Source organism: Acinetobacter wuhouensis, assembly GCF_001696605.3.
Classification (GTDB): domain Bacteria; phylum Pseudomonadota; class Gammaproteobacteria; order Pseudomonadales; family Moraxellaceae; genus Acinetobacter; species Acinetobacter wuhouensis.
The window spans coordinates 2,929,143-2,953,122 of sequence record NZ_CP031716.1 but is presented as its reverse complement, the minus strand read 5'-3'; the positions used below and the strand labels follow the sequence as shown (position 1 = coordinate 2,953,122).

The 23,980-nt window shown below is 38.1% G+C and carries 22 protein-coding genes; 8 read left to right on the top strand and 14 right to left on the bottom strand.

What is annotated here, in order from left to right:
• Positions 1-10: 10 nt before the first annotated feature.
• Entirely contained in the window at positions 11-1,483 is a 1,473-nt protein-coding gene (locus BEN71_RS14705; protein WP_068975835.1) for a capsule assembly Wzi family protein, read from the top strand.
• A gap of 237 nt (positions 1,484-1,720) precedes the next feature.
• Here the strand turns inward: BEN71_RS14705 and BEN71_RS14700 are convergent, their stop codons facing one another.
• Positions 1,721-2,164: a GNAT family N-acetyltransferase gene (locus BEN71_RS14700; protein WP_068975834.1), complete on the bottom strand. Its 444-nt coding sequence runs from the start codon at positions 2,162-2,164 to the stop codon at positions 1,721-1,723.
• A 150-nt stretch (positions 2,165-2,314) separates the two neighbouring features.
• Here BEN71_RS14700 and cysD point away from each other — a divergent pair, with 150 nt between their 5' ends.
• The 3 genes from cysD to BEN71_RS14685 all read left to right on the top strand — a co-directional run bounded on the left by cysD (position 2,315) and on the right by BEN71_RS14685 (position 6,130).
• Complete coding sequence (gene cysD / locus BEN71_RS14695; RefSeq protein WP_171405033.1) at positions 2,315-3,223, top strand: sulfate adenylyltransferase subunit CysD; 909 nt, start codon at positions 2,315-2,317, stop codon at positions 3,221-3,223.
• Positions 3,224-3,375: 152 nt separating this feature from the next.
• A complete protein-coding gene (cysN, locus tag BEN71_RS14690; RefSeq protein WP_068975832.1) occupies positions 3,376-4,989 on the top strand; it encodes a sulfate adenylyltransferase subunit CysN in 1,614 nt (537 codons plus the stop codon).
• 277 nt (positions 4,990-5,266) lie between these two features.
• The gene (locus tag BEN71_RS14685) at positions 5,267-6,130 is read left to right on the top strand and encodes a metal-dependent hydrolase (protein ID WP_068975831.1); all 864 of its coding nucleotides are present in this window, start codon (positions 5,267-5,269) and stop codon (positions 6,128-6,130) included.
• Between the two features lie 74 nt (positions 6,131-6,204).
• Here the strand turns inward: BEN71_RS14685 and BEN71_RS14680 are convergent, their stop codons facing one another.
• From BEN71_RS14680 to BEN71_RS14660, 5 genes are all read right to left on the bottom strand, one after another.
• Positions 6,205-7,068: a DMT family transporter gene (locus BEN71_RS14680; RefSeq protein ID WP_068975830.1), complete on the bottom strand. Its 864-nt coding sequence runs from the start codon at positions 7,066-7,068 to the stop codon at positions 6,205-6,207.
• 58 nt (positions 7,069-7,126) lie between these two features.
• Positions 7,127-7,714, bottom strand: coding sequence for a TetR/AcrR family transcriptional regulator (locus BEN71_RS14675; protein WP_068975829.1), 588 nt, complete (start codon positions 7,712-7,714; stop codon positions 7,127-7,129).
• A gap of 185 nt (positions 7,715-7,899) precedes the next feature.
• Complete coding sequence (locus BEN71_RS14670; RefSeq protein ID WP_068975828.1) at positions 7,900-8,448, bottom strand: DUF2239 family protein; 549 nt, start codon at positions 8,446-8,448, stop codon at positions 7,900-7,902.
• Positions 8,449-8,700: 252 nt separating this feature from the next.
• Positions 8,701-9,018, bottom strand: coding sequence for a hypothetical protein (locus BEN71_RS14665; protein ID WP_068975827.1), 318 nt, complete (start codon positions 9,016-9,018; stop codon positions 8,701-8,703).
• 261 nt (positions 9,019-9,279) lie between these two features.
• Positions 9,280-10,773, bottom strand: a complete 1,494-nt coding sequence (locus BEN71_RS14660) for a long-chain fatty acid transporter (protein ID WP_068975826.1) — start codon at positions 10,771-10,773, stop codon at positions 9,280-9,282.
• 446 nt (positions 10,774-11,219) lie between these two features.
• Between BEN71_RS14660 and BEN71_RS14655 the strand changes: the two genes are divergently transcribed.
• Positions 11,220-12,209 carry an NAD(P)H-quinone oxidoreductase gene (locus tag BEN71_RS14655; protein ID WP_068975825.1) on the top strand — a complete coding sequence of 330 codons (990 nt, stop codon included), beginning with the start codon at positions 11,220-11,222 and terminating at the stop codon, positions 12,207-12,209.
• A 99-nt stretch (positions 12,210-12,308) separates the two neighbouring features.
• Positions 12,309-13,265 carry a D-cysteine desulfhydrase family protein gene (locus BEN71_RS14650; protein WP_068975824.1) on the top strand — a complete coding sequence of 319 codons (957 nt, stop codon included), beginning with the start codon at positions 12,309-12,311 and terminating at the stop codon, positions 13,263-13,265.
• 134 nt (positions 13,266-13,399) lie between these two features.
• Here the strand turns inward: BEN71_RS14650 and BEN71_RS14645 are convergent, their stop codons facing one another.
• Both BEN71_RS14645 and BEN71_RS14640 read right to left on the bottom strand, forming a co-directional pair.
• Positions 13,400-14,410 (bottom strand): zinc-binding alcohol dehydrogenase family protein, encoded by a 1,011-nt coding sequence (locus tag BEN71_RS14645; RefSeq protein WP_068975823.1) that lies wholly within the window; start codon positions 14,408-14,410, stop codon positions 13,400-13,402.
• A 60-nt stretch (positions 14,411-14,470) separates the two neighbouring features.
• Positions 14,471-14,746 (bottom strand): hypothetical protein, encoded by a 276-nt coding sequence (locus BEN71_RS14640; protein WP_068975822.1) that lies wholly within the window; start codon positions 14,744-14,746, stop codon positions 14,471-14,473.
• Between the two features lie 152 nt (positions 14,747-14,898).
• Here BEN71_RS14640 and BEN71_RS14635 point away from each other — a divergent pair, with 152 nt between their 5' ends.
• Positions 14,899-15,402, top strand: a complete 504-nt coding sequence (locus BEN71_RS14635; protein ID WP_068975821.1) for a hypothetical protein — start codon at positions 14,899-14,901, stop codon at positions 15,400-15,402.
• A gap of 96 nt (positions 15,403-15,498) precedes the next feature.
• Here BEN71_RS14635 and BEN71_RS14630 read toward each other — a convergent pair whose 3' ends face one another.
• From BEN71_RS14630 to BEN71_RS14620, 3 genes are all read right to left on the bottom strand, one after another.
• Entirely contained in the window at positions 15,499-16,839 is a 1,341-nt protein-coding gene (locus tag BEN71_RS14630; protein ID WP_068975820.1) for a CitMHS family transporter, read from the bottom strand.
• Between the two features lie 418 nt (positions 16,840-17,257).
• A complete protein-coding gene (locus BEN71_RS14625; protein ID WP_068975819.1) occupies positions 17,258-18,586 on the bottom strand; it encodes a hemolysin family protein in 1,329 nt (442 codons plus the stop codon).
• A gap of 142 nt (positions 18,587-18,728) precedes the next feature.
• Positions 18,729-19,718, bottom strand: coding sequence for a LysR family transcriptional regulator (locus BEN71_RS14620; RefSeq protein ID WP_068975818.1), 990 nt, complete (start codon positions 19,716-19,718; stop codon positions 18,729-18,731).
• A gap of 649 nt (positions 19,719-20,367) precedes the next feature.
• Here BEN71_RS14620 and BEN71_RS14615 point away from each other — a divergent pair.
• Positions 20,368-21,972, top strand: a complete 1,605-nt coding sequence (locus tag BEN71_RS14615; RefSeq protein WP_068975817.1) for an isocitrate lyase — start codon at positions 20,368-20,370, stop codon at positions 21,970-21,972.
• Between the two features lie 339 nt (positions 21,973-22,311).
• Here the strand turns inward: BEN71_RS14615 and BEN71_RS14610 are convergent, their stop codons facing one another.
• The 3 genes from BEN71_RS14610 to minD form a co-directional block, all read right to left on the bottom strand.
• Positions 22,312-22,599 (bottom strand): PA4642 family protein, encoded by a 288-nt coding sequence (locus BEN71_RS14610; protein WP_068975816.1) that lies wholly within the window; start codon positions 22,597-22,599, stop codon positions 22,312-22,314.
• 265 nt (positions 22,600-22,864) lie between these two features.
• Positions 22,865-23,137 carry a cell division topological specificity factor MinE gene (gene minE / locus BEN71_RS14605; RefSeq protein WP_004722763.1) on the bottom strand — a complete coding sequence of 91 codons (273 nt, stop codon included), beginning with the start codon at positions 23,135-23,137 and terminating at the stop codon, positions 22,865-22,867.
• A gap of 2 nt (positions 23,138-23,139) precedes the next feature.
• Complete coding sequence (gene minD / locus BEN71_RS14600) at positions 23,140-23,952, bottom strand: septum site-determining protein MinD (protein WP_068975815.1); 813 nt, start codon at positions 23,950-23,952, stop codon at positions 23,140-23,142.
• Positions 23,953-23,980 lie beyond the last annotated feature (28 nt).

Genomic DNA, 23,980 nt, shown 5'->3' with positions numbered 1-23,980 from the left:
GAAAAAAAGCATGTATTTAAGAAAATCACTGTATGCTGCTGTATTATTTGGAATGTCATTACCTGTTTTTGCACAAGGTATTGTATTAAACAATGAAGATATTCGTACAGATTTGAACTGGTTAAATCAGCAAGGTGTGATTCAAATTAGTACATCGACTTGGCCGATGAGTGGTGATGAAATTCAACGTGCCTTATCTCAAGCCAAAATTACAAACAATACTCAACAGAAAGTTATCGATTCTATTCAAAATGCACTTAAAGCAGATAATCAAACTGCGAAGTTAGGTTTATTTGCAGAAACTGATCTTAAAAATATTCCACAAGCCTTTGGTGATAACCAAAAAGCACAATATGTTGGTTCACTGGAAGTGAATGGCGGTGGAGCAAACTGGGATGCGAAACTACGTGTAAATGGTGAAAAAGATCCTCAAATTGACAATGGTCAAGATGTGAATGTTGAAGGCTCCTATATTGCTGGAAAGCTTTGGAATCAATGGGTAATCGCAGGTCAAATTCCAACATATTGGGGACCTGGACATGATGGTAGTTTGATTCGTGGTGATGCTAGTCGCCCAGTTTATGGTTTTACTGCTCAACGTGCAGAACAAAAAGCCTTTGAATCTAAATGGTTGTCTTGGATTGGTCCTTGGCAATATCAAGCTTTTGCTGGGCGTTTGGATGATTACAAAGCTGTTCCTGATGCCAATCTGATTGGTTTACGTTTAACAGCACAACCACTACCATATTTGGAGTTAGGTGCTTCACGTACTTTCCAAATCGATGGTCAAGGACAACCTGGCAGTGCTAAAGCTTACTGGAATGCTTTCGTGGGTAAAGATAACGAATGCGCAGATATCACATGTACAGGCGAAGGAAATGCTTCGAATCAGCTTGCTGGTTTTGATGCCCGCCTAAATTTACAATCTTTGTTGAATGTACCTGCTAGTTTTTACGCTCAGTATGTAGGTGAAGACGAAGCAGGATTGCTACCCGCTAAAAAAATGTATTTAGCAGGTGTTGATTATTCAACGAGCTTTAAAAACATGCCAGTCCAATTCTATGCTGAATGGGCAGATACAACGACCAATGGCAATGTGAGCGGAATTTCATATAATCACCATATTTATAAAGATGGGTATTATCAACATGGTTTCCCACTCGGTCATGCAATGGGAGGCGATGGTGAAATGGTTTCTGTGGGTGGTGATATTCGATTTGATGTAATGAATAGATTATCAGGGCGTGTGATGTATGCTAAAGTGAACCAATCAGCAGCACATTTTGGAACAGAACAAATTAACTTTGCGTTTCCTGAAAATGATAAAATTAAAGCTTTAGATTTGACTTGGACACATTACATAAAACCTACGATTCCATTGAAAATTAATGGTTGGGTAAGTGACTCGGATGTGCATGGAAATGATGCGGGAGCTTCAGTTGGAATTGAAATTCCTTTAGATAAAGCTGTATTTGGTTATTAATCAATCTAATTATGCGAAAATATACCCAATTCTAGGTATATACAGTGTTTTTGAAAAATTCTAATATGAACTGACTTCTTTAATTGACCTTATTTAAAGAAGTTATTCCTACCCTCGAAGTATGGGGATGTTGTTTTACCCATATTTTAAGAGTTTTATAGGCTTATCATTATTTGATAAGCCTTTTTTTATGTGTGAATTTTTTATACTTATCATTTGAAGCTGCTTCAGCCTAGCCTATAGCACTTTTTTGTATTGAATAAATCCTGTTTTTGTTGCAATGCGATCATATAGATATTGCGCTGTGAGATTACTTTCATGGGTTAACCAATAGACACGGTCATATTTTCCAGAGCATACTTGGTAGCTATGCTCTATCAGCTTTCGAGCCAAGCCTTGATTTCGATGTGTTTCATTCACATATAAATCTTGTAAATAACAACAAGGCTTGTCTGTCCACATACTCATGTGTGAAATTAAATGGACAAAACCTACAACCTCATTATTCACTTGAATCGCAAAACCAAACATATCTGCTTGTTCAGAATTTGTGATTCGCTTCCAAGATAAACTTATTTGTTCATTACTTAATTGTGTTTTATAAAAGTTTAAATACTCTTGCCAAAGTGGAAGCCATTGTTCAAAACGAATCTCATCTAAAGGTATAATTTGTGTGGACATAGTTTGCTCTGTGAGTTGCTTATGATCTTTTTATATATCAATATAAAAAAACAAGCAAAAGGGTGGCTGTGTAAATCACTATAATGAATATAAATTTTAATATGTGTAATAAGTACACGTTTTTTGTGAGCTGGTGCTGTCAAAATGCCTATATCTGAGGAAAGACTTACTCATCTTAAACAGCTTGAAGCTGAGAGTATTCATATTATCCGTGAAGTTGCTGCTGAATTTGAAAATCCAGTGATGCTTTACTCAATCGGGAAAGACTCAGCTGTCATGCTGCATCTTGCTTTAAAAGCATTCTATCCTGCAAAACTTCCTTTCCCACTGTTGCATGTCGACACAGGCTGGAAGTTCAAGGACATGATCACGTTCCGTGACAACATGGCGAAAGAACATGGTTTCGACCTGATCGTACATCAAAATAAAGAAGGTAAAGATGCCAACGTCAATCCATTTGATTATGGTAGCTCTAAATATACGGATATCATGAAAACTCAAGGCTTAAAACAGGCTTTGGATAAATATCAGTTTGATGCTGCATTTGGTGGTGCACGCCGTGATGAAGAAAAATCACGTGCCAAAGAGCGTGTTTACTCGTTCCGTGACAATAAACATCGTTGGGACCCTAAAAACCAGCGCCCTGAACTTTGGAATCTTTATAACGGTAAAGTGAACAAAGGTGAAAGTATTCGTGTATTCCCATTGTCGAACTGGACTGAGTTGGACATCTGGCAATATATTTACCAAGAAAGTATTCCTTTGGTGCCTCTATACTTAGCTGCGGAACGTCCTGTGGTTGAACGCAGTGGTACGCTCATCATGGTGGATGATGAACGTATGCGTTTAAAAGAAGGCGAAGTTCCACAAATGAAATCGGTACGTTTCCGTACTTTAGGTTGTTATCCATTGACGGGTGCGGTTGAGTCAACTGCAACGACATTGCCTGAAATTATCCAGGAAATGCTTTTGGCGACGAGTTCTGAACGTCAAGGTCGTATGATTGACCATGATGAAGCAGGCTCGATGGAAAAGAAAAAGCAGGAAGGTTATTTCTAAGTATTTCTATATGAATCTCCCCCTAACCCCCTCTTTGTGAAAGAGGGGGGACTCTCATAGAAAGAAGCAAGTCTCCCTTAACAAAGGGAGATTTAGAGGGATTGAAGATTGAACAGAAACCGATTTCTAAAGAATATGTGGAGCTTTGAGCAATGTCTCATCAATCAGAATTGATTAGCCAAGATATCTTGGCATATTTAAAACAGCACGAAAATAAAGACTTATTGCGTTTTCTCACTTGCGGTAACGTGGATGATGGTAAATCGACTTTGATTGGTCGTTTACTTTACGATTCAAAATTGATTTATGAAGATCAATTACAAGCGGTGACTCGTGACTCAAAAAAAGTCGGTACGACAGGTGATGCACCTGATTTGGCATTACTTGTTGATGGTCTGCAAGCGGAACGTGAGCAAGGTATCACCATTGATGTGGCGTATCGTTATTTCTCTACAGAAAAACGTAAGTTCATTATTGCCGATACTCCAGGGCATGAGCAGTACACGCGCAACATGGCAACAGGCGCATCTACAGCTGATCTTGCGATTATTCTGATTGATGCGCGATATGGCGTACAAACCCAGACCCGTCGTCACTCATTTATTGCGAGCCTGTTGGGTATTCGTAATATCGTGGTTGCGATCAATAAAATGGATCTCGTTGAATTTTCAGAAGCACGGTTTAATGAAATTCAAGAAGAATATAATGCTTTCGTGAACCAACTCGGTGATCGTAAACCTGCCAATATCATCTTCACGCCAATTTCTGCGTTGAATGGTGATAACGTGGTGAATCCATCACCAAATACACCATGGTATACAGGTAAAACCCTGATGAATACCCTGGAAACAGTTGAAATCACACGTGATACCAGTGCGCATGAATTCCGTTTCCCTGTGCAGTATGTCAACCGTCCAAACCTCGACTTCCGTGGTTTTTGTGGCACGATTGCTTTAGGTGAAGTAAAAGTTGGCGATGAGCTTGTCGCTTTACCATCAGGCAAAAAGTCTACAGTGAAAGAAATCGTGACTTTTGATGGCAATCTTGAACATGCAATTGCAGGTCAAGCGGTGACATTGACACTGAATGATGAAATCGACGTTTCTCGCGGTAATGTCCTTGTCAAAGCTGGCGAGCAACCGTCTTTGTCACGTTCTGTTCGTGCGTCTGTGGTGTGGATGGCGGATCAACCGCTGGTGATCGGTAAGTTGTACAATGTCAAAATTGGTACACAAACCATTCCTGCGAAAGTTGAGAAAATTAACTATCGTACCAACGTGAATACTTTGGAAAAAATCCAGGTTGAACAGCTTGATCTGAATGCAATTGCAGATGTTGAGATTGAGTTTGATGCGCCAGTGGTATTTGATCGTTATCAGGACAGTCGTTATACAGGTTCGTTTATCTTCATCGACCGTTTAAGCAATGTGACTGTTGGTGCAGGTATGGTTGAAGCTGCGGTGGAATGGACTGCACATGATGAGCCTGTGACTGCTGAAGCACGTGCTGCACGTTTAGGTCAAAAGCCTGCGGTAGTGGCTGTTTCTGCGAAAGCACTTGAAAATGCTCAATCACTTGAAAGTGTTTTGATTCAGCAAGGTGTTGTTGCGATTGCTAAAGCAGGTTTATCTGCTGAACAAGTTGCATTGCTTCGTCAAACTGGTGTTGTGATCATCAGTGATGTTGCGCAAGGTGCTGATGTGAGTTTTGCTCAGGACACTGTTGAAGAACTGGCAGAAAAAATTGTGGGATTGGTTCGTCTTTAAGAGATCGGATTGATTGAAATAAACCCGCGAAAGCGGGTTTTTTATTTTTATGATTTCATGCAGCTTTCTTATAGGAATGTTGGCTGAAATACGATAGTAATAAAGAAAGTAAATAAAATGAATATAACTATTTTTAGAATTGAAACATATCTGCAAAGTGCCAATTCAGAAGTCTATAGTATCGAAATTGACTTGATCAAACATAGAAAAGAGTGGTTATTCACATCATAATTAATTTTGTTAAGTTCCTTTTTGGAACTTTAATTTGGAGTGAGTTATGAAACCAAAAGCATTGGCAGAAAAATCAAATCAAAGAATTGCAGCATCGTTTCCTGTTCGTCGTATGGACTATCAATTTCAAGAAATGCCAAAATATTGGTATGACAATGATCCAGCACATACACATTATTTCACAGGGCTATCTACACTTTTTCCTGAAGGGGAATCTTATTTTGTGCGTTCCGTACGTGCATTAAGAGATAAAGTCAAAGGCAATCAAAAGCTGGATCGTGATATTAGTGCATTTATTGGGCAAGAAGCGATGCACTCAAAAGAACATCATGCTTTTCATGAAAGTGCACAACAATATGGATTAAATCCAGAATCACTTGAAAATGCGACAGGCATTATTCTTAAAGCCATTGAAAAGTTCTTTCCAAAGAAATGGAATTTATTGGTAACAGTTGGACTTGAGCACTATACAGCGGTGTTAGTTGTATACATGATGCAAAGTGTGAATGAAAAAATGACTGATGAAAACATTCAAAAGCTTTGGCTATGGCACAGTATTGAAGAAACAGAACATAAAGCAGTAGCTTATGATATGTATGAATATCTTTATGGTAAAGGTTTAGATGCTTATATTCCTCGAGTTGCACTTTTTACATTTAGTTTAGCATTAATTACATTGATGACTGTCGGCTATCAATTTGTATTAATGTCACGTGATCAGCAATTATTAAACATAAGCTCTTGGAGAAAATTCGGAAATTTTGCATTTGATTCATATAAAAAATTGGTTCCACAATTTTTCTCTTATTATCGAATGGATTTTCACCCGAATGAAACTGATGAAACAGAATTGGTTAAAATAACAAAAGCAAAAATTGGTTTGGATGTGCAAAAAACATTATTTAACTAAGGAAAAGTTAAAAAAGCATATCCTAATTAATGGATTAAATAGGATATGCAGTATTAAAAAAGTAAGTATTCAATTTAATTCGTTTGTGTATTGGCTTTCTTATACACCAAATAAACCCCACTCAAAATCGCCACAATTCCAACATAGTCAAAGGCAGACAATTGCGTTCTAAAAATCATAAAGTCTAAAATCAAGGTCACAAGTGGTACGAGGTAAAACAGACTCGTGGTATTGACCAGATTGCCTGACTGCAACAATTTATAAAAAATCAGTTGCGCTACTACAGAAATAATAATCCCTTGGTACAAAACAGGAATCCAGAAGTCTAAATTCATTTCAAAGTCAAAGGATTGAAACGGAATAATTAGTGCAATGAAAATCAGTGAAATTACATATTGCAGAGGTAAAACCTGCCACGGTTTCTCCGAAATTTTACGTTGTAAAATTACACCTGTAGTAATACATGCCAGACAAATAATCGAGGAAACCGTTGCCCATAGCGATAACTTATTTACAAACAGATTGTTATAAACTAAAAAGATAATCCCGATAAAACTCAGAATCAGCCCAAGTAACTTTACTTTAGAAAAACTTTTCTCGGTAATAAAAAAGGTCAAAATCGGCTGTAAAGCTAAAATAGTCGAAAGTAATCCAGGTGAAATCCCAAACTCAAGCGATAGAAAATAAAACAGGGTATAACCCGTAATGAGAAAACAACCTGTCAAAATCACATATTTATAAGGTGTATTCTGCGGTAAAAAAGCCTGTTTGCTGATGATGCAAAACAGAGAAATCAATACAGTCGCAATGAGAAAACGAAAGAACAGAAAGGGAATGACAGCCCCATGATGCAGTCCCCATTTGGTAAAAATGGCAGCGCTTCCCCACAGTAGAACAAAAGCACCGATACTGATTAAACCTGATTGTTTGGCATTCATGGAGATATCCTATTTATTTTTCTCATTTTTACAGTGATTTAGGTTGACTGTATTTATGCTATTTCGCTGTAAGTTGAAGTTGAGTCTGTATCAGATCTTCCGCCATTTTCCGAACCATAATTAGCTTGTCACTTGAACACTCCAAACCTGCACGGGCGATTGAACCCTCAAGCAGAAAAGACAACATGGTGGCGATGTACTGAATCTGCGCAGAATCTGAAAATAATTCACTTAAATGTTCAATTAATAATTGCTCGATACCTTCTTTGAGCAATTTCACTGCATCACGTTCAGGGCTGTGTGCAGGAAATTCCGCTGCGGCATTGAGCATGCCACAACCACGGAAACCATTGTCCACAGCCGATTCTGCATGGTCACGATAGGCATCAAACACCGCTAAAATTTTGTCTAAAGGTGTATGTGCTGTTTCCATGCGTGTTGCATACAAGGCTTGCCATTCGATATTGCGTGACTCGATATAGGCTTCAACCAAATCAGCTTTGGACGGAAAGTTGTTATACAGCGACATTTTGGCAACGCCAGCTTGATCCGTAATGGTATTGATACCTGTCGCATGAATGCCATCTTTGTAGAATAAAGTTTTAGCTGCATCCAAAATTTTATCTTTAGCTTGATGTGATTTCATAACAAGAAAATAGGTATACCGATCTACCTAATTATAAAAATATTAATGAGTAAAGCAAGCATTTTATTTCATCTTTAAAATTGAAATGGATGGTTTTAAAAGATTTATTTGTATAAGTATTTGAATTAAAAATTATTATAAATCAGGGGAAAACATCCAAAAATATTTGGATGTTTTGTGGGGGCTTAAAATGCATGAGCTGATTGCTGCTCTAAATAGGCTTTTAAATCGGTTGGATAGTCTTGAATGAGCTCAAGAAAGGCGGTTTTATTGCCTTGATATAGAGCGCGAGTGGCTTCTTCATAGTTCGGCATATTGCCTATCATCGCAGACATAAAGCGATCCACCGCTTGTTTCGCCAACATGATGTTGCTTTCAGATGCAGGATTATTCAGCTCTTGATCAATCAATTTACGAATCACTGCTGAGGCACTCGCATTTTGTTGATCCAACCAATTCCAATGTTTTTGTTGCAACGTAATTTCACGGGAAATGACCCCTAACTTTGGACGTCCTACCTTTTTAACTTCTTCAATTTCAGCATAGCGTTGCTTTAAATCTTGCTCTGAGCCAGACACGTCCAGATCAATTTGCTGACCAGTTTGATCGTTAAAAATCAAAATGTTGGATTGATGATTGTCAATTTCTTTTATCGTCAAGGCAACTTTAAACAAGGTGTCCGTGATGATTCGGGTATTGCCATGAAAGGCGGAATAAAGTGTTTCACTGTTCATTTTTCATTCTCACATAAAATAGTTTTATCAGGGTAAAACTAAATAATGCGCTAATATTATCAGGGTAAAATTAAAATGCAAGAAAAATTCTGAACATAATTTGGTCAAAAAATTAAAAATTACTAAATCAATAGAATAGAAGGAGGTGAGTGATGAATTGAAAATTCAATAATTTGAAAAGTAGAGACAAGGAATTTATTGGATGAGTGATTGGTTTTTGTGTTAGGAATGCTTCACGCTGTATGGTTTTAACTAAACAAGTCCAAAGCGTTCAGCAATCCAGATGATGAAACGTAATACGGTAATCGCAATGACAAAAGCGCCTTGGAAAAAAATATAGCCAAATGTACTCCATCCACCTGCACCATTGACTGAACTGGCTTGGTATTCTGAATAATTGACGGCAAAAAGCATGAAAAGCTCAATGATCAGAATAATGTGAAATAACCACGCCCAAGGAAAGTGTAGAAAGTAAGCCCAACCAATAATTGCCAATGTGCTGAGTAAGGTTAGAAAAGCAATGGAAATGATATTTTGCCACTTCATTGACAGTCGATCATATATGCCCATTTTTACATCCTAGTCTGATTCATTTGTAATATTTGGATTGGTGGAAATAATTATAAGTAAATGATTTTAAAAGTTATAGCATATTAAACAGGCGTGTGAAAGGGCAGATACAGTAGGCGACGCTAGTGTTAAGACATTTTGTTGATTGTTTTAATAGAGTGATCGGGAATTTACTGATCGAAATATTATTTTGAATAGTGGTTCATTCATGAGTAAAGAGCATGTAAGTTTAGGAAACTTACATGCTAAACCGATAGTACTTTAGAAACGATATCCAATTTTTAAACCATAGGCAATCGCAGTATTATCTGTGAAATCAGCAACATAGGTTTTCTTGCCTGATTGAGAAGCGATTTGCCCTTGCGCATCACCTAACCAGAAGTATTTTACACCACCTGAAATAAAGGTTTGTGGTGTAGGGCTAAATTGCACACCGAGCCCGACATTCCAATATCCTTCTGTCGGTCCAAGTGCTGTGATCGGGTTGCCTGCACCAGAGTCCCATCCGACAGATACATTACCCGCCCATTGATCTGATAATTTGCGTCCAACACCGACAGTTGCATTCCATTGATCATCTGAATATTTCAATAAATTAAAACCATTCGGTTGAGCTACGGAAGGCAGTTGTCCCACAATTTTTGAAATTGCCCCAAACTGATAAGGTTGGATGGCGAAGTTTTTCCAATTTACCCAACGAATATTGGCAAATGCAACCGTGTCCTTCATGATGCCACTTTGTAAATCAATATTGACCGATTGTGGCGTAGTAATATCTGTTTTTTTCTGTGTCCCTGCAATACTATCCGCAGTTGCTTGAGAAATTTGTCCTAATCCCACCAAAGCGGGCAGACTGGACACATTTTCATGGGTCGTGACTTTATGGTCGATCTCTGAACGGTAGGTAACTGATGCTTTTAGAGCAATTTCAGGAATTTGATAGGCAAAACCAGCGAGCCAGCCGACACCACTGTCTTTTTTAAAAGTTGCATCATAACCATTATAAACACTGGTCGCTTGACCTCTTAAGTGTAAACTACCGTCAATGGTTTGGTAGACGCCACCTGCATAAATATTAATATTTTTAATGGGTTGATAGCCAAAAATCATGCTCAGGTTTTCAGTATCGACTTTTGCGGAAGTTTGTCCTTTTCCAAGGTAAGCTTTAGTTGCATCCACTTGTTGGGTAATTCCAGCTTTTACACCTGTATCAATCTGGGCTTTTGCTGTCGCATTGTTATTATACGCTTGTAGTGTTTGGGCAAACTCTGCTTGTCCAGCAGGGGTTTTTAAATAATCGGCACCTTTAACGCCTTGTATTGCCAATCCGACTTTTTGTTCAGCCGTTAAACTTGCAAATTTTTGATCAATCAATCCAGTCAATAACTTTTGATCTAAAATTGTGGTACTACTGTCCGTCACAAAAATATTATTGCCTGAGTAGGCGACATCCGCACCAAAAGGCTGATCATAAAGCAAACCAAAAGAAATATTGTCTGTAAGCTGGAGTTTTATTGCAGCACTGGGAAAATAATAGTCATTGCCCATATCTTCAATATCTCGACGTGTTGCCGAAACATCAGCTTCTTTTCCTTCAACGGTTGGATCTAAAATGGAAATTCCAGCTTCAAAGTAATTATTGGGCTGTAGAAATGGTGTAATCGATTGTCCAGAGCGATCCATTGCAGCAGCATAGAGTGCTGTGATCGGCATACAGGTGGTCATAACAGCTAAAGCGATTTTATTGATTCTCATATTTATCTAGTCCTTGATAATTGAGTATTAAATTTTTGTTTTTACTTTTGTTTTACTAAGATTATGATCGTTTTTTATTACTGTGTACTGTTTAAAATTCTGTGCAGTTGTTTGAATAGATGAACTTTAAAATAAAGTACATTTAGTATGAAAAACCGTCAGATTTAACCCTAGTCATTTTAAAATATCAGATAAGTTTAACAATGTAATCTGAAAATTAGCTTTTATGACATTTATTTTTGTCAACATTGTCAATATATTGAATTGTAGTACTCGGTTTGCTTTGCTTCTGTAAAGCATTTATCAAAAAATTACGGAATAGTGTATTTTTTAAAGAGCTTATTCCAATATAGTTTGAACCAAAAATAGATAAAGATTCATTCACGCTGAACTTTATGTTCAAATAGAAAAGCATGAAAAGTAGTGGATTAAAAAGGAAGGAAGCAATGGCAACAACAATGCAACAAGTGATTATCACAGAACCAGGTGGCGTGGATAAATTGGCGTATGAATCAGTTGAGATTCCGCAGCCGAAGTCTGATGAGGTCTTAGTTAAAGTGCATGCTTTTGGTATCAACCGTCCTGATATTTTACAGCGCCAAGGCTTATACCCAATGCCAAAAGGCGTGACCCCTGTTCCAGGGTTGGAAGTTGCGGGTGAAGTTGTTGCTGTGGGTGTGGATGTGACTTTATTCAAAGTAGGGGATAAGGTTTGTGGTTTAACCAATGGCGGTGGCTATGCAGAATATTGTGTAGTACCTGAGTCACAGACGATTCACGTGCCAACCGGTGTTTCATATATTCAGGCGGCTGCGATTCCTGAAACATTCTTCACAGTATGGGCAAATGTGTTCCAAATGGCACATGCCAAAGCAGGTGAAACGGTGCTTGTGCATGGTGGTGCAAGTGGAATTGGAACAACGACTTTAATGTTGTGTCAATCATTAGGTTTAAAATCATTTGCTACGGTCGGTTCAGATGAAAAAGTTGCAGCGATAGGTCATTTAACCACTGCAATTAATTATAAAACTCAAGATTTTGAGCAAGTGATCAATGAAAAGACGGACAATACAGGTGTTGATATTGTCCTAGATATGGTAGGAGCACCATATTTAGATCAAAACTTGAACTTATTACGTCGTGATGGTCGTTTGGTTTATATTGCTTTCCTTGGTGGTGCAAAAGCCAAAGAGGTGAAGTTAGGTCAGATTATGATGAAGCGTTTGACCATTACGGGGTCGACCATGCGCGCGCGAAATACGGCTGAAAAAGCTGAAATTGCCCAAGGCTTAATGGAACATGTTGTGCCACTGTGGGCTAAAGGTGAATGTTTACCGATGATTTATAAAACCTTTAAGTTTGATCAGATTCAAGATGCACATGCATGTTTAGATACGGGTGAACATATCGGTAAAGTTGTGGTTGAAGTGATTTAACATAAAAAGATTTGAATATTGTGATCCAATGTCGAGTTGTAGTCATTGCAATCGCAATATTCAACATTCCATTACACAAATGGTCATGAGATATTTTTGATGAATAAAATTGCATTAGGTACATGGAATACACCACTAGAAAATTTACCTCGTTTAGCAGTTGCTTTAGGTTTGAATGCCGAAGATCTATGGATTAAACGTGATGATTTATCTAGCTTAGGTGGTGGCGGAAATAAAATCAGAAAACTTGAATACTCGTGTGCAAAAGCAGTTGAACAAGGTGCGACAACTTTAGTGACTGTGGGGGCTGCACAAAGTAATCATGCTCGCTTAACAGCTGCTGCAGGAGCAAAACTAGGATTAAATGTTGAATTGGTTTTAGCAGGGCAAGCTCCTGAGCATCCAACAGGCAATATTGTTTTAGATGGACTATTTGGTGCCAAATTACATTGGTTAGGTGATGCTGATGATGGACAATTAGAACAAGCTGCTCAACAACGGATTCAGGACTTACAACAGCAAGGCATTACAGCTTCTTTCATTCCTTTTGGTGGATCGAATGCATATGCTGCACAGGGGTATGTTGATTGTGCCAAAGAGTTAAAGCAACAAGCTGAACATATTGACCATGTAGTGGTTGCATTGGGCTCAGGTGGAACAATGGCGGGTTTAGTCCATGAGTTAGGTGCTGATTTGGTTTATGGTGTACATACTGGAGCAGTTACAGATCCTGAAAATCGAGTGCGTAATTTATTAGCAGATATGCAATCCTCAGATTATTCAGACACAATTCGTGTGCGACTGGATCAAGTTGGTGATGGATATAGTGCTTTAACTGAGCCTGTAAAAGAGGCATTACGTTTAATTGCACAATATGAAGGGATTGTTTTAGATCCAATCTATACAGGACGTGCATTTGCAGGTTTGGTTGCAGCCGTACGTGATGGGACGATTCAAAAAGGGCAGAAAACCATTTTCCTACACACAGGTGGTTTGCCTGGATTCTTTGGGCATCTAGACGTTGTTCAATATGCAACGTCACTATCTCGGGTTTAATAAAATATTTATTAAAAACAGGGTGTAGTGTCATTGTACGAAGTTGACATTACACCATGCGTTAAAATTTAGAGGCTTTGACTCAGGCTTTTATTGACCAGCATATAAAGATTGATCATTTCGAAGTTCTTAAACTAAAAGCCTTCTAATACAATCTTACCAATGCTTTTCCCTGATTCAATCAATCGATGGGCTTCAGTAATATTTTCTACATTAATTTTACCGAGGTTTTGTCCTAAAGTTGTTTTTACTCGTTTGTCATCGAGTAATTTTGACACTTTATTTAAAATATCGCCTTGTCGAGCGGTGTCTTTGGTTTGAAAAGTTGAACGTGTAAACATTGATTCCCAATGAATTGAAATCGACTTCACTTTAAATGGATTAATCACAAAATTTTCAGGATCATCAATCAAGCCAAAGTGCCCTTGTGGTGCAATCACATTGGCAATGGCTTGTGTATAAGCTCCTGTACCATTGATAGAGAATACATAGTGCGGTGAGCCAATATCTAAAGCTTTGATTTGTGATTCAATTGATTGCTGATGATCAATGACAAAATCTGCACCAATTTCTTTAAGCCAAGTTTTGGATTCAGGACGAGAAGCAGTCGCGATCACGGTAAATTCAGTTAAGGCTTTTAATAGTTGAACTGTAATTGAACCCACGCCACCAGCAGCACCGATCACTAAAATGACAGGTTTATCTGCTTTGGTTTCTTGAACTTTTAAGCGATCAAAGAGCATTTCATAGGCGGTTAAAGATGTGAGTGGTAGCGCAGCTGCTTCAGCATCGCTTAATGATTTAGGTTTAAATCCAACAATACGTTCATCGACCAATTGATACTCTGCATAAGAACCTTGTCTTTGGTTTGATCCTGCATAGAAAACCTCATCACCGACTTTAAAGTCTTCAACTTGATCTCCAATGGCGATGACGGTTCCAACTGCATCATGTCCTAAAATTTTCCAAGTGTCATTTTCAGGTGCAGTGCGTTGCCGCATTTTAACATCAACAGGATTTACTGAAATGGCTTTAACTTGGATGAGTAAGTCATGACCACTGGCAATAGGTTGGTTGATTTCAATTTCAGAAAACACATTTGATTCTGAGATAGCTAAAGGTTTTTTGTAGGCAATCGCTTTCATATGACCTCATTTTTTATTGATTGATCAAATCATTTATATATGGATAGAATAATTTATACACTAATCAAATAGTTTAGACAGTAAAAAACGTATGGGTAAACTAAATAATCGCCACCATGTATAGAGTGGTAAGGTAAACCAATTTTCATAGTTCAATGTGTTATTGAAATGACGGCGTTCTTTCTTTTCTGCCGATGGCGTAATGATATAGGCAAAGACAAGTAGCGCTACAGCTAAAATAAGCAAAAGAGGTTGTTGTTGCTTGGCAAAATAAAAGTAAAAAAGGTATAAAGCTGAATAAAAACTGGTACATGCGATTAAAGCTGAAATTGACATAACACGATGAGATCCTGAATTATTATTTGATTAACATTGATGGATGATCAGCTAAGTAGTAGCCTTTCTATATTGAGATTAACATTATCTCTGTTTTAATTTTCAATTTATGCGAAAATAGGCACTTAATTTATTTTGTTTTTAGGACTCCCATGACAGATTCTTCTGCATCATTAAGTGATATTGAAATTTTAGACATTCTTCAATCAATGAAATCTGATGAACTCAATGTCGAATCAAATAAAATCATTCGTGATGGTGGGAAAGCAGGACGTCAGGAAGCACATAAACAGGCTTTAGTGGCTTTAAATCAAAGTTTTGAAGAAAAATTTGTAGAAGCAGTTGTTTTAGCTTTAAATTTAAATGAAGCACAAGCGAAAAAAATTCGTTATAAAAAAGACCGTATCCGCATTCTAAAAGCGCATGGCATTGATTATTTAAAAATTGATGGTGCTGAAACGGCACAAGTTTTATCTCAAGTGGCGCAAGCGATTATTCGTGAAGATGCCATTGTGACGCATGACCTACATAATATTTTCCCTTTCTGGAAAGAAGGCTGGCCAATGGTACAGTTCGATAGCGCGTATAAAATTTTAGAAGATGATATTAATATTCACTATCAAGCTGTATTGGATATGCTGATTACTGGCTATTGATTCTAAAAATTAGTCAAAAATAAAAGCACGAATATCGTGCTTTTATTTTTTGAGGGCTAGTAATATCTGTATTGGGAGAATATTTCTAGTTTCAACTCATTGCAAAGTCGAATAGAGTGGGAACACACCAAGTACCAATGCCGCAGCACCCATGACCAAACATGTCAAAATTGCCCATTTAATGGTGAATTTCTGATGTTGTCCTAGCTCAATTCCAGCCAAGCCACAGAGTAAATAAGTCGATGGAACCAATGGTGAAAGTAAGTGTACAGGTTGTCCCACGATCGAAGCACGCGCCATTTCTACAGGGGTAATACCGTAGTGTCCAGCAGCTTCAGAAAGAATAGGAAGCACACCGTAATAGAAAGCATCATTGGACATAAAGAAGGTCAAAGGCATACTAATTACAGCGGTAATTGGAGCAAGAAATGGTCCCATGCTTTCAGGAATAATCGCCACCAACTCCTTAGACATAGCATCCACCATACCCGTGCCCGAGAGAATCCCTGTAAAAATACCAGCTGCAAAGATAATTCCAACGACATTTAAAGCACTTCCTGCATGGTGTGCAACCAGTGATTTTTGCATGTCGACATCTTTATAGTTCACCACCAGTGCAATACACAGTGCAATCATAAACAGGATTGGTAGCGGTAACACGCTTTTGACCAAGCAGACCATCAACACGACTGTAAGCAAAGCATTGAACCATCTTAAATGTGCACGGTTGGCTTCTGGGTTGGTCGAAATTTGAATATTGTCACCATGACTAACATCCAATTCGATAATGCCTAAACGCTTACGCTCAGAACGACCATACATATAGCCAACAAAATACAACCAAATAATCGCAATAATCATTGGAAGTACCATGGGTACAAATACATCACTTGCTTCTACATGGAGTGCACTTGCTGCACGCGCCGTTGGACCGCCCCAAGGGGTTAAATTCATGATACCACTGGCAAGCATCATTAAGCATGCCATGATCAATGGGCTCATACCTAAACGCTTGTAGAGCGGAAGCATAGCTGCAACACAGATCATATAAGTCGTAGAGCCATCACCATCCAATGACACAATAATGGTAAGTGTAATTGTACCGATGACTACTTTGAGTGGATCACCTTTGACCAATTTAAGAATGAATTTAACTGAAGGATCAAACAGCCCAGTATCAATCATAATGGCGAAGTAGAGGATTGCGAAAAGTAGCATTACACCTGTAGGTGCGAGCTTTTTCACACCATCTAACATCATTTCACCGAGTTCTTTGAGTTCGAAGTGACCTATGCTGTCGATATAAAAACTCAAACCATAAGTGATGAGTGCAAAGACAATTGGGATCAGTGTTAAAGCTGCGAGAGCAGTCATTTTTCTTGACATAATTAAGTACATAAAGCACAAAATCATGCCCAAACCTAATACGGTGAGCATAGTTCAATCCTTGAAGATAGGCATTATTGAAAAGCCTTTTTTTGTGTAGGTGAATGCTAATAGTTATTTGATTAAATTAAAATATATGATTGAAAATGATGATTTCATCACTATTTTTGAAAATTATAAAATATAAAAAACAGTCAGTTATGGAACTTAATAATTTTTGCACTAAAAAGGTGATTATTTTTAATATTTTGATTTTTAAGGTATTTATTTTTAGTGGTTGGATTTGAGTTGAATCATGATAATTTTCATATTTTTTAAAATGATAAACAATCTGTGCTATGGGTCATATTCTTTACATGATTTATAAAGGAAATGGGCGAATCGTGTGGTTAAAAAAAGATAAGCTTAGTCACCTATGCTTGTAGGTCACTAAGCCTATGTCTAAAATTTTAGCCATTAAAAAAAATGATTATTTAGCTTCTTCTTCAGGTGTTTCTGCTTCACTAGGTTCTAATAGACGTGTCACTAAAAGTTGGTCAATTTTAAAATGATCGACATCGACAACTTCAAATTTATAACCACCAAAGATCACGGTATCCGCAGGGCGTGGAATTTTTCTGAGTTTATACATCATGAAACCTGCTAGAGTTTCATAATTATCTGCATCTGGCATTTCATCAATAGCCAGCGCATGCATCATGTCTTCAATCGGTGTGCTACCTTCGATCAGCCATGAATTATTATCACGTTTAATGATTTGCTGCTCTTCTTCCATCGGTGTAACCCAATCGCCCATCACAGTAATCATGATGTCAGACAGGGTGATCACACCAACGACCAAAGCATATTCATTGATCACCACAGCAAATTTTTCTTTACTTGAGCGGAAACGATCGAGAAGTTCAGAGAGTGTTAAAGTATCAGGAATGGTTAAGACATTACGAATTGTTGATTCATTGAGCTGATTGATTTTTTGATTATTTAAAATACGTACTAGTATATCTTTGGCATCGACATAGCCAATCACTTGGTCAATATTTTCATTACAAACTAAAAACTTTGAATAAGGATATTCAGCCAGTTTTTGACGAATACTATCTTCTGATTCTTTAAGTGTAAAATACACCACATTTTCACGTGTGGTCATACTTGAAGGTACATTGCGTTCTTCGAGTTCGAATACATTCTCAATAAAATGGTGCTCTTGCTTTTGCAATACACCTGCTTGCGCACCTGCATCCATCACCGCAGAAATATCGTCAAAAGTAATATTATCTTCACGTGTCGTATTCACTTTGAACAGACGGAAAAGCAAGTTGGCAACAGCATTGATAAACCAAGCCAATGGTTTACAGACTACAATAAAAATCTGAATCGGGTTAATGACCGAGACAGCAATTTTTTCAGGTGCAATCATTGCCATACGTTTTGGCATCAGATCTGCAAACAGAATAAATAATGAAGTGACTAAGGTAAATGAAAGTGCAAAGCTGATGGTTTCAGCCCAAGGACCAGCATAGAAACGTGAAACAAATTCAAAGAAATAAGGACGAAAAGCACCTTCACCTAAAATACCGCCTAGGATGGCAACAGCATTTAAGCCAATCTGCGACGCAGCAAAGAAATCAGCTGAATTTTGCTGTAAGTCGAGGACTTTCTGTGCGCGTTCATCACCTGATTCGGCAAGGATCTTGAGTTTGACTTTACGCGCACCTGCAAGTGCGATTTCAGTCAAAGATAAAAAACCTGCTCCTACAATAAGTACCGCGATGATGAGGATATTCTGGAAGAGGCTCACGAATCCACCTATGGATCATCATTATTATGAGATGTTGTTAATATGTCATAAATTAACACAAATAAAGGGAGGTAGTGTGTAAAACACTACCGATTTGAATTGAGTATAAGCTTGAAATGATAAGAATTTAAGTAAAATTCTATTAATATTGAGAAAAATGCGAATTATTTTGCATGAATTCACGATTTTCTTCTTCAATCATTTGGCGTGCCACATAAAGAATCAATTGACGTAACCAACGATGTGCAGGGTGATGATGCAATAAAGGACACCATGCCATTTTTAATTCAAATTCAGGAATATAAAATGGAGGGTCTTTAATCAATAAGTTTTGGCTTTTTGCTTGTAGGCGAGCAATGCGAGTCGGTAAGGTTGCAACCAAGTCAACATTTGAAGCCAATAATGCAGGCATTTGATAATGACGGGTAAATACTGAAATTTTACGTTTTTGCCCAATACGTTCTAAAGCCTGATCAATCCAGCCTAAACCTGCTTGTTTTTCAGGATTGACACCAAAGCCCACGCCCATACCCGTTTTAGATACCCAAATATGTTGTGCATCTAAATAGCTTTTGAGATTTAAATTATTTGCAGCAGGGTGTTTACCATTCAAAAGACATGAAAAGCTATCACGCCAAACAAGGACTTGATGGAAACTTTGTGGAATTTCATTGAAACGGTTAATCGCTAAATCAACTTTACCTTGTTCCATATCACGATATGACACATCACTTGGTGTTAAAAAGTCGAGAACCACGTTTGGTGCTTCTGAACGTAAGGCTTTAACTAAGCGAGGAACAAGAGTCGCTTCGGCATAGTCTGACGTCATGATGCGGAAGACACGATTTGAAGTATAAGGGCGGAACTCGGTACGTGGTTCCAAAATCATCGACAAATCAGAAAGTGCATCACGAATACGCGGTTGTAATTCTAAAGCACGTTCTGTTGGGGTCATACCTTCAGAAGAACGAATCAATAAGGGATCATTAAATAAATTACGGAGACGACGTAAAATATTACTCATGGCAGGTTGGGTCACACCCAATTGTTCTGCGGCACGGGTGACATTTTTTTCACGTAAAAGAACGTCAAGGTAAATTAAGAGGTTGAGATCGACCCGCTCAAGATTCATAAAAAAAATACCGAAAATAAAATTTAAAAATCATTTTGGATTATGCCATAAGGAAATGGCTTTGTGTAAAAAGTAGAAGAAAAAACATCTAGCTTATCGGATGAGCATTATCATTTATTAAATTGATGTCAGTAAGTGTCTAAGCATAGAGTAAATCACAGCAGTTTATAAATTTTATCAAAGCATTCATTATACAGTATAGCCTAAGCGCTTAGTTCGGAAATGAATAATAAACACAAGGTTTAGGTAAATTAATGAACAAGGTGGATAGGGGGGGGGTTACGAATATTTTACCCGTATTTTCTCCGCTAAAACGTGAAATCAAGTTTTTTGTTGATTGTTCAGACTTAAGTCTAATGATGTCGAAACAGACAAATTGTATTATATCTATACAAACACTAAGGAATTATTTCTTGAAAAAGTTATTTAAAAATAATTATTTAAAGTTTTGAAACATAATTATAATAAGACTTTGATCTACATATTTTTTAAATAAATACTGAGAATTAACTCAAAATATTGGATTAATTCTAGGAGTCAATCTAAGCTAAGTCCATAACAACGAAGTGTTCTAAATCTGAACAATTGAATACCGAGCAGGTTCAGCACTTCAATTGATGAAATCCTAATATTATTACAGGAACATATCATGTCTACATACTTAACAGCGATTGATGCAATCCGTGAATTAAAAGCAAAATTCGGAAGCACTTGGCGCGACATTAGCCCAGAAGATGCTGCGCGTATGCAAATGCAAAACCGTTTCAAAACTGGTTTAGACATTGCTAAATATACAGCTGCGATTATGCGTCGTGATATGGCTGCTTATGATGCTGACTCTAGCAAATACACTCAATCATTAGGTTGCTGGCACGGTTTCATCGCACAACAAAAAATGATTGCGAACAAAAAATACTTCGGTACAACTGAACGTCGTTATATCTACCTTTCTGGTTGGATGGTTGCTGCGCTTCGTTCAGAATTTGGTCCACTTCCTGACCAATCTATGCACGAAAAAACTTCAGTTCCAGCATTAATCGAAGAAATCTATACTTTCCTTCGTCAAGCTGATGCGAAAGAATTAAACGATTTGTTCCGTGCGCTTAAAAAAGCAAACGAAGCTGGTGATACTGCTAAAGCCGCTGAAATCACTGCTCAAATCGACGGTTTCCAAACTCACGTTGTGCCAATTATTGCTGACATCGACGCTGGTTTCGGTAACGAAGAAGCGACTTACTTACTTGCTCGTAAAATGATCGAAGCTGGTGCTTGTGCACTTCAAATCGAAAACCAAGTATCTGATGCTAAACAATGTGGTCACCAAGCTGGTAAAGTAACAGTTCCACATGAAGACTTCATCGCTAAAATCCATGCATTACGTTATGCATTCTTAGAAATGGGTCTTGATGACGGTATCATCGTTGCGCGTACTGACTCTGAAGGCGCTGACTTGACTCAAAAAATCCCAGTGGTTAAAGAGCCAGGCGACATCGCTTCTCAATACATCAGCTACTTAGACACAGTTGAAATCGACATCGCTGATGCTCAAGAAGACGAAATCCTAATCAAACGTAACGGTAAATTACACCGTCCTAAGCGTTTAGCTTCTGGCTTGTATCAGTTCCGTGAAGGCACTCAAATTGACCGCGTTGTACTTGACTGTGTGTCTAGCTTACAAAACGGTGCTGACCTTCTTTGGATCGAAACTGCGACTCCAAACGTTGAAGAAATCGCTCACATGGTGAACCGTGTTAAAGAAACAGTTCCAAATGCGAAACTTGTTTATAACAACTCTCCATCATTCAACTGGACTTTAAACTTCCGTCAGCAAGCATACGACCGTTGGGTTGCTGAAGGTAAAGACGTTTCTGCTTACGACCGTGCTAAATTAATGAGCGCTGAGTACGATGCAACTGAATTAGCTGCTGATGCTGATGAAAAAGTTCGTACATTCCAAGCTGATGCTTCTCGTGAAGCGGGTGTGTTCCATCACTTGATCACACTTCCAACTTACCACACAGCTGCTCTTTCTACGCATGAGCTTGCTCAAGGTTACTTCGGCGACCAAGGTATGCTTGCTTATGTTGCTGGCGTTCAACGTAAAGAGATCCGCGGTACGATCGCTTGTGTTAAACACCAAGCAATGGCTGGTTCTGACATCGGTGATGATCACAAAGAAATCTTCTCTGGTGACAACGCTCTTAAAGCGCACGACGATGCTAAAAACACAATGAACCAATTCGCTGCTCACTAAGCTCTGAATTGATTCGAAGAAAACCCAGCGAAAGCTGGGTTTTTTATGGTCTGTACTTTTTTGATGGGTTAATTCTATTAAACACAGAATATGTTGAAAGTTGGTATTGGCGTATTGAAATGGGCTAGATTAAGGCTTTTGACTTGTATTGATGCCATTATGGTTATTTCGTTAGAAAATTATGTCGATAACTGTAAATTCAAATATTTAGTTTGGGTCTAGATGATTCGTATTTAAATGATCAAAGGTATCTAGAGTGAAGTTTATAGATCAGCGCAAAATGATGAGCATAAAAAAGGGAAGTTCATTTAGCTTCCCTTTATTTATTCACTAAAAATATTAAGCAAATTTAGCCAATACTTCTAAGAAACCTTCTTTTTGACGAGGATACTGTGCAATCACGTCATGAATGCGTTGACCTTCTGGATTAGTCGCATTGACATCGCGTCCATCTGCAATGAATTTAGTCAATAAGCGCGCATAGTCGAAAGGACGCATGTGTTTAAATGCATGATAAAGCACATGGAAATCACCATTCACACCTTCAGGCGGTAATTGATCCAAATAGGCAAATACACGCTCGTCTGACCATTCTTCATTGAACGTTGCTGGCTGTGAAAGTGCCATAACAGCATCTCCTCAAAATAATTAATTGTTTGACTTATCTCAATATTATAAAAGCATTTTCAGATCGTATTAGAATGAAAACAGCAATGTTTCTATGAAATTCGTCTATGAAAAAGGGCAAAAATATGGGCAGAAAAAACCTTTTTAGCTCGATCTGCCCACTCGAAGCACAGCTTCTCGTCTTGCGACTGGGCAAAGCAGCGCTTTGCTATCCCAGTCTCATATTTTGCCCTGAATCAATTCACTTGACTAATCAATAATGAAATTAACGTTCTTCAGGTAAATTGATATTCATTTCCAACATTTCAATGTTAGCTTCTGAACGAACTTGCATTTGAATATGCTGCTCATCCACACCACGTACATAACGATTGACCACTTGCATGATTTCTTTCTTCATTTGATCAATCTTATCTTGGCTCAGGCGTTTACCCAAGCCATTTTCAGAAGCAACGATAACTTTTAAGCGATCTTTAGCAGTTTGGGCGCTAGATGGTTTGTCATCATTGCTAAAAAGTTTACTCCAAAATCCTGCCATTTCTACGCTCCAAATAGACGTGCTAACCAACCCTTAGGTTTCACTGTAATATGACGATAAGGACGCTCCTCACCTAGGAAACGTGCAACAAGGTCATCATAAGCCTGACCTGCGCTTGCATCTTGATAAAGAATAACAGGCTTACCTTCGTTCGATGCTTGCAATACGCTTGGGCATTCAGGAATTACACCTAAAGTTGGTACACGTAAAATATCTTTAGAAATATCATCAATCGTTAACATTTCTTGTTTATCAGCACGTTCAGGGTTGAAACGAGTGATACATAAATGCTTACGTACACGACCTTCGTTGTTTTCAACTTTCTTGGTTTTGCTGTCCAACATACCGATAATACGATCTGAATCTCGTACAGAAGAGATTTCTGGATTCGTCACGATGATTGCTTCATCTGCATGATACATGGCAAGGATCGCACCACGTTCAATCCCCGCAGGTGAGTCACAAATAATGTAGTCAAACTCTTGTGATAGTTCATCGATAACGCGAGCTACACCTTCATCAGTCAAAGCATCTTTATCGCGTGTTTGTGATGCAGGAAGAATATATAAATTTTCGATATCTTTATCGCGAATCAATGCTTGTTGTAAACGTGCTTCATTATTTAAAACGTTTACAAAGTCATATACAACACGACGTTCACAACCCATGATCAAGTCTAAGTTACGTAAACCTACGTCAAAATCAATCACAACAGTTTTATGACCACGAAGGGCAAGTCCTGTTGCAAAAGATGCGCTCGTTGTAGTTTTACCTACACCGCCTTTGCCTGATGTAACGACAACAATTTTGGCCACCGAATCCACTCCTATTATGGTCATCCAC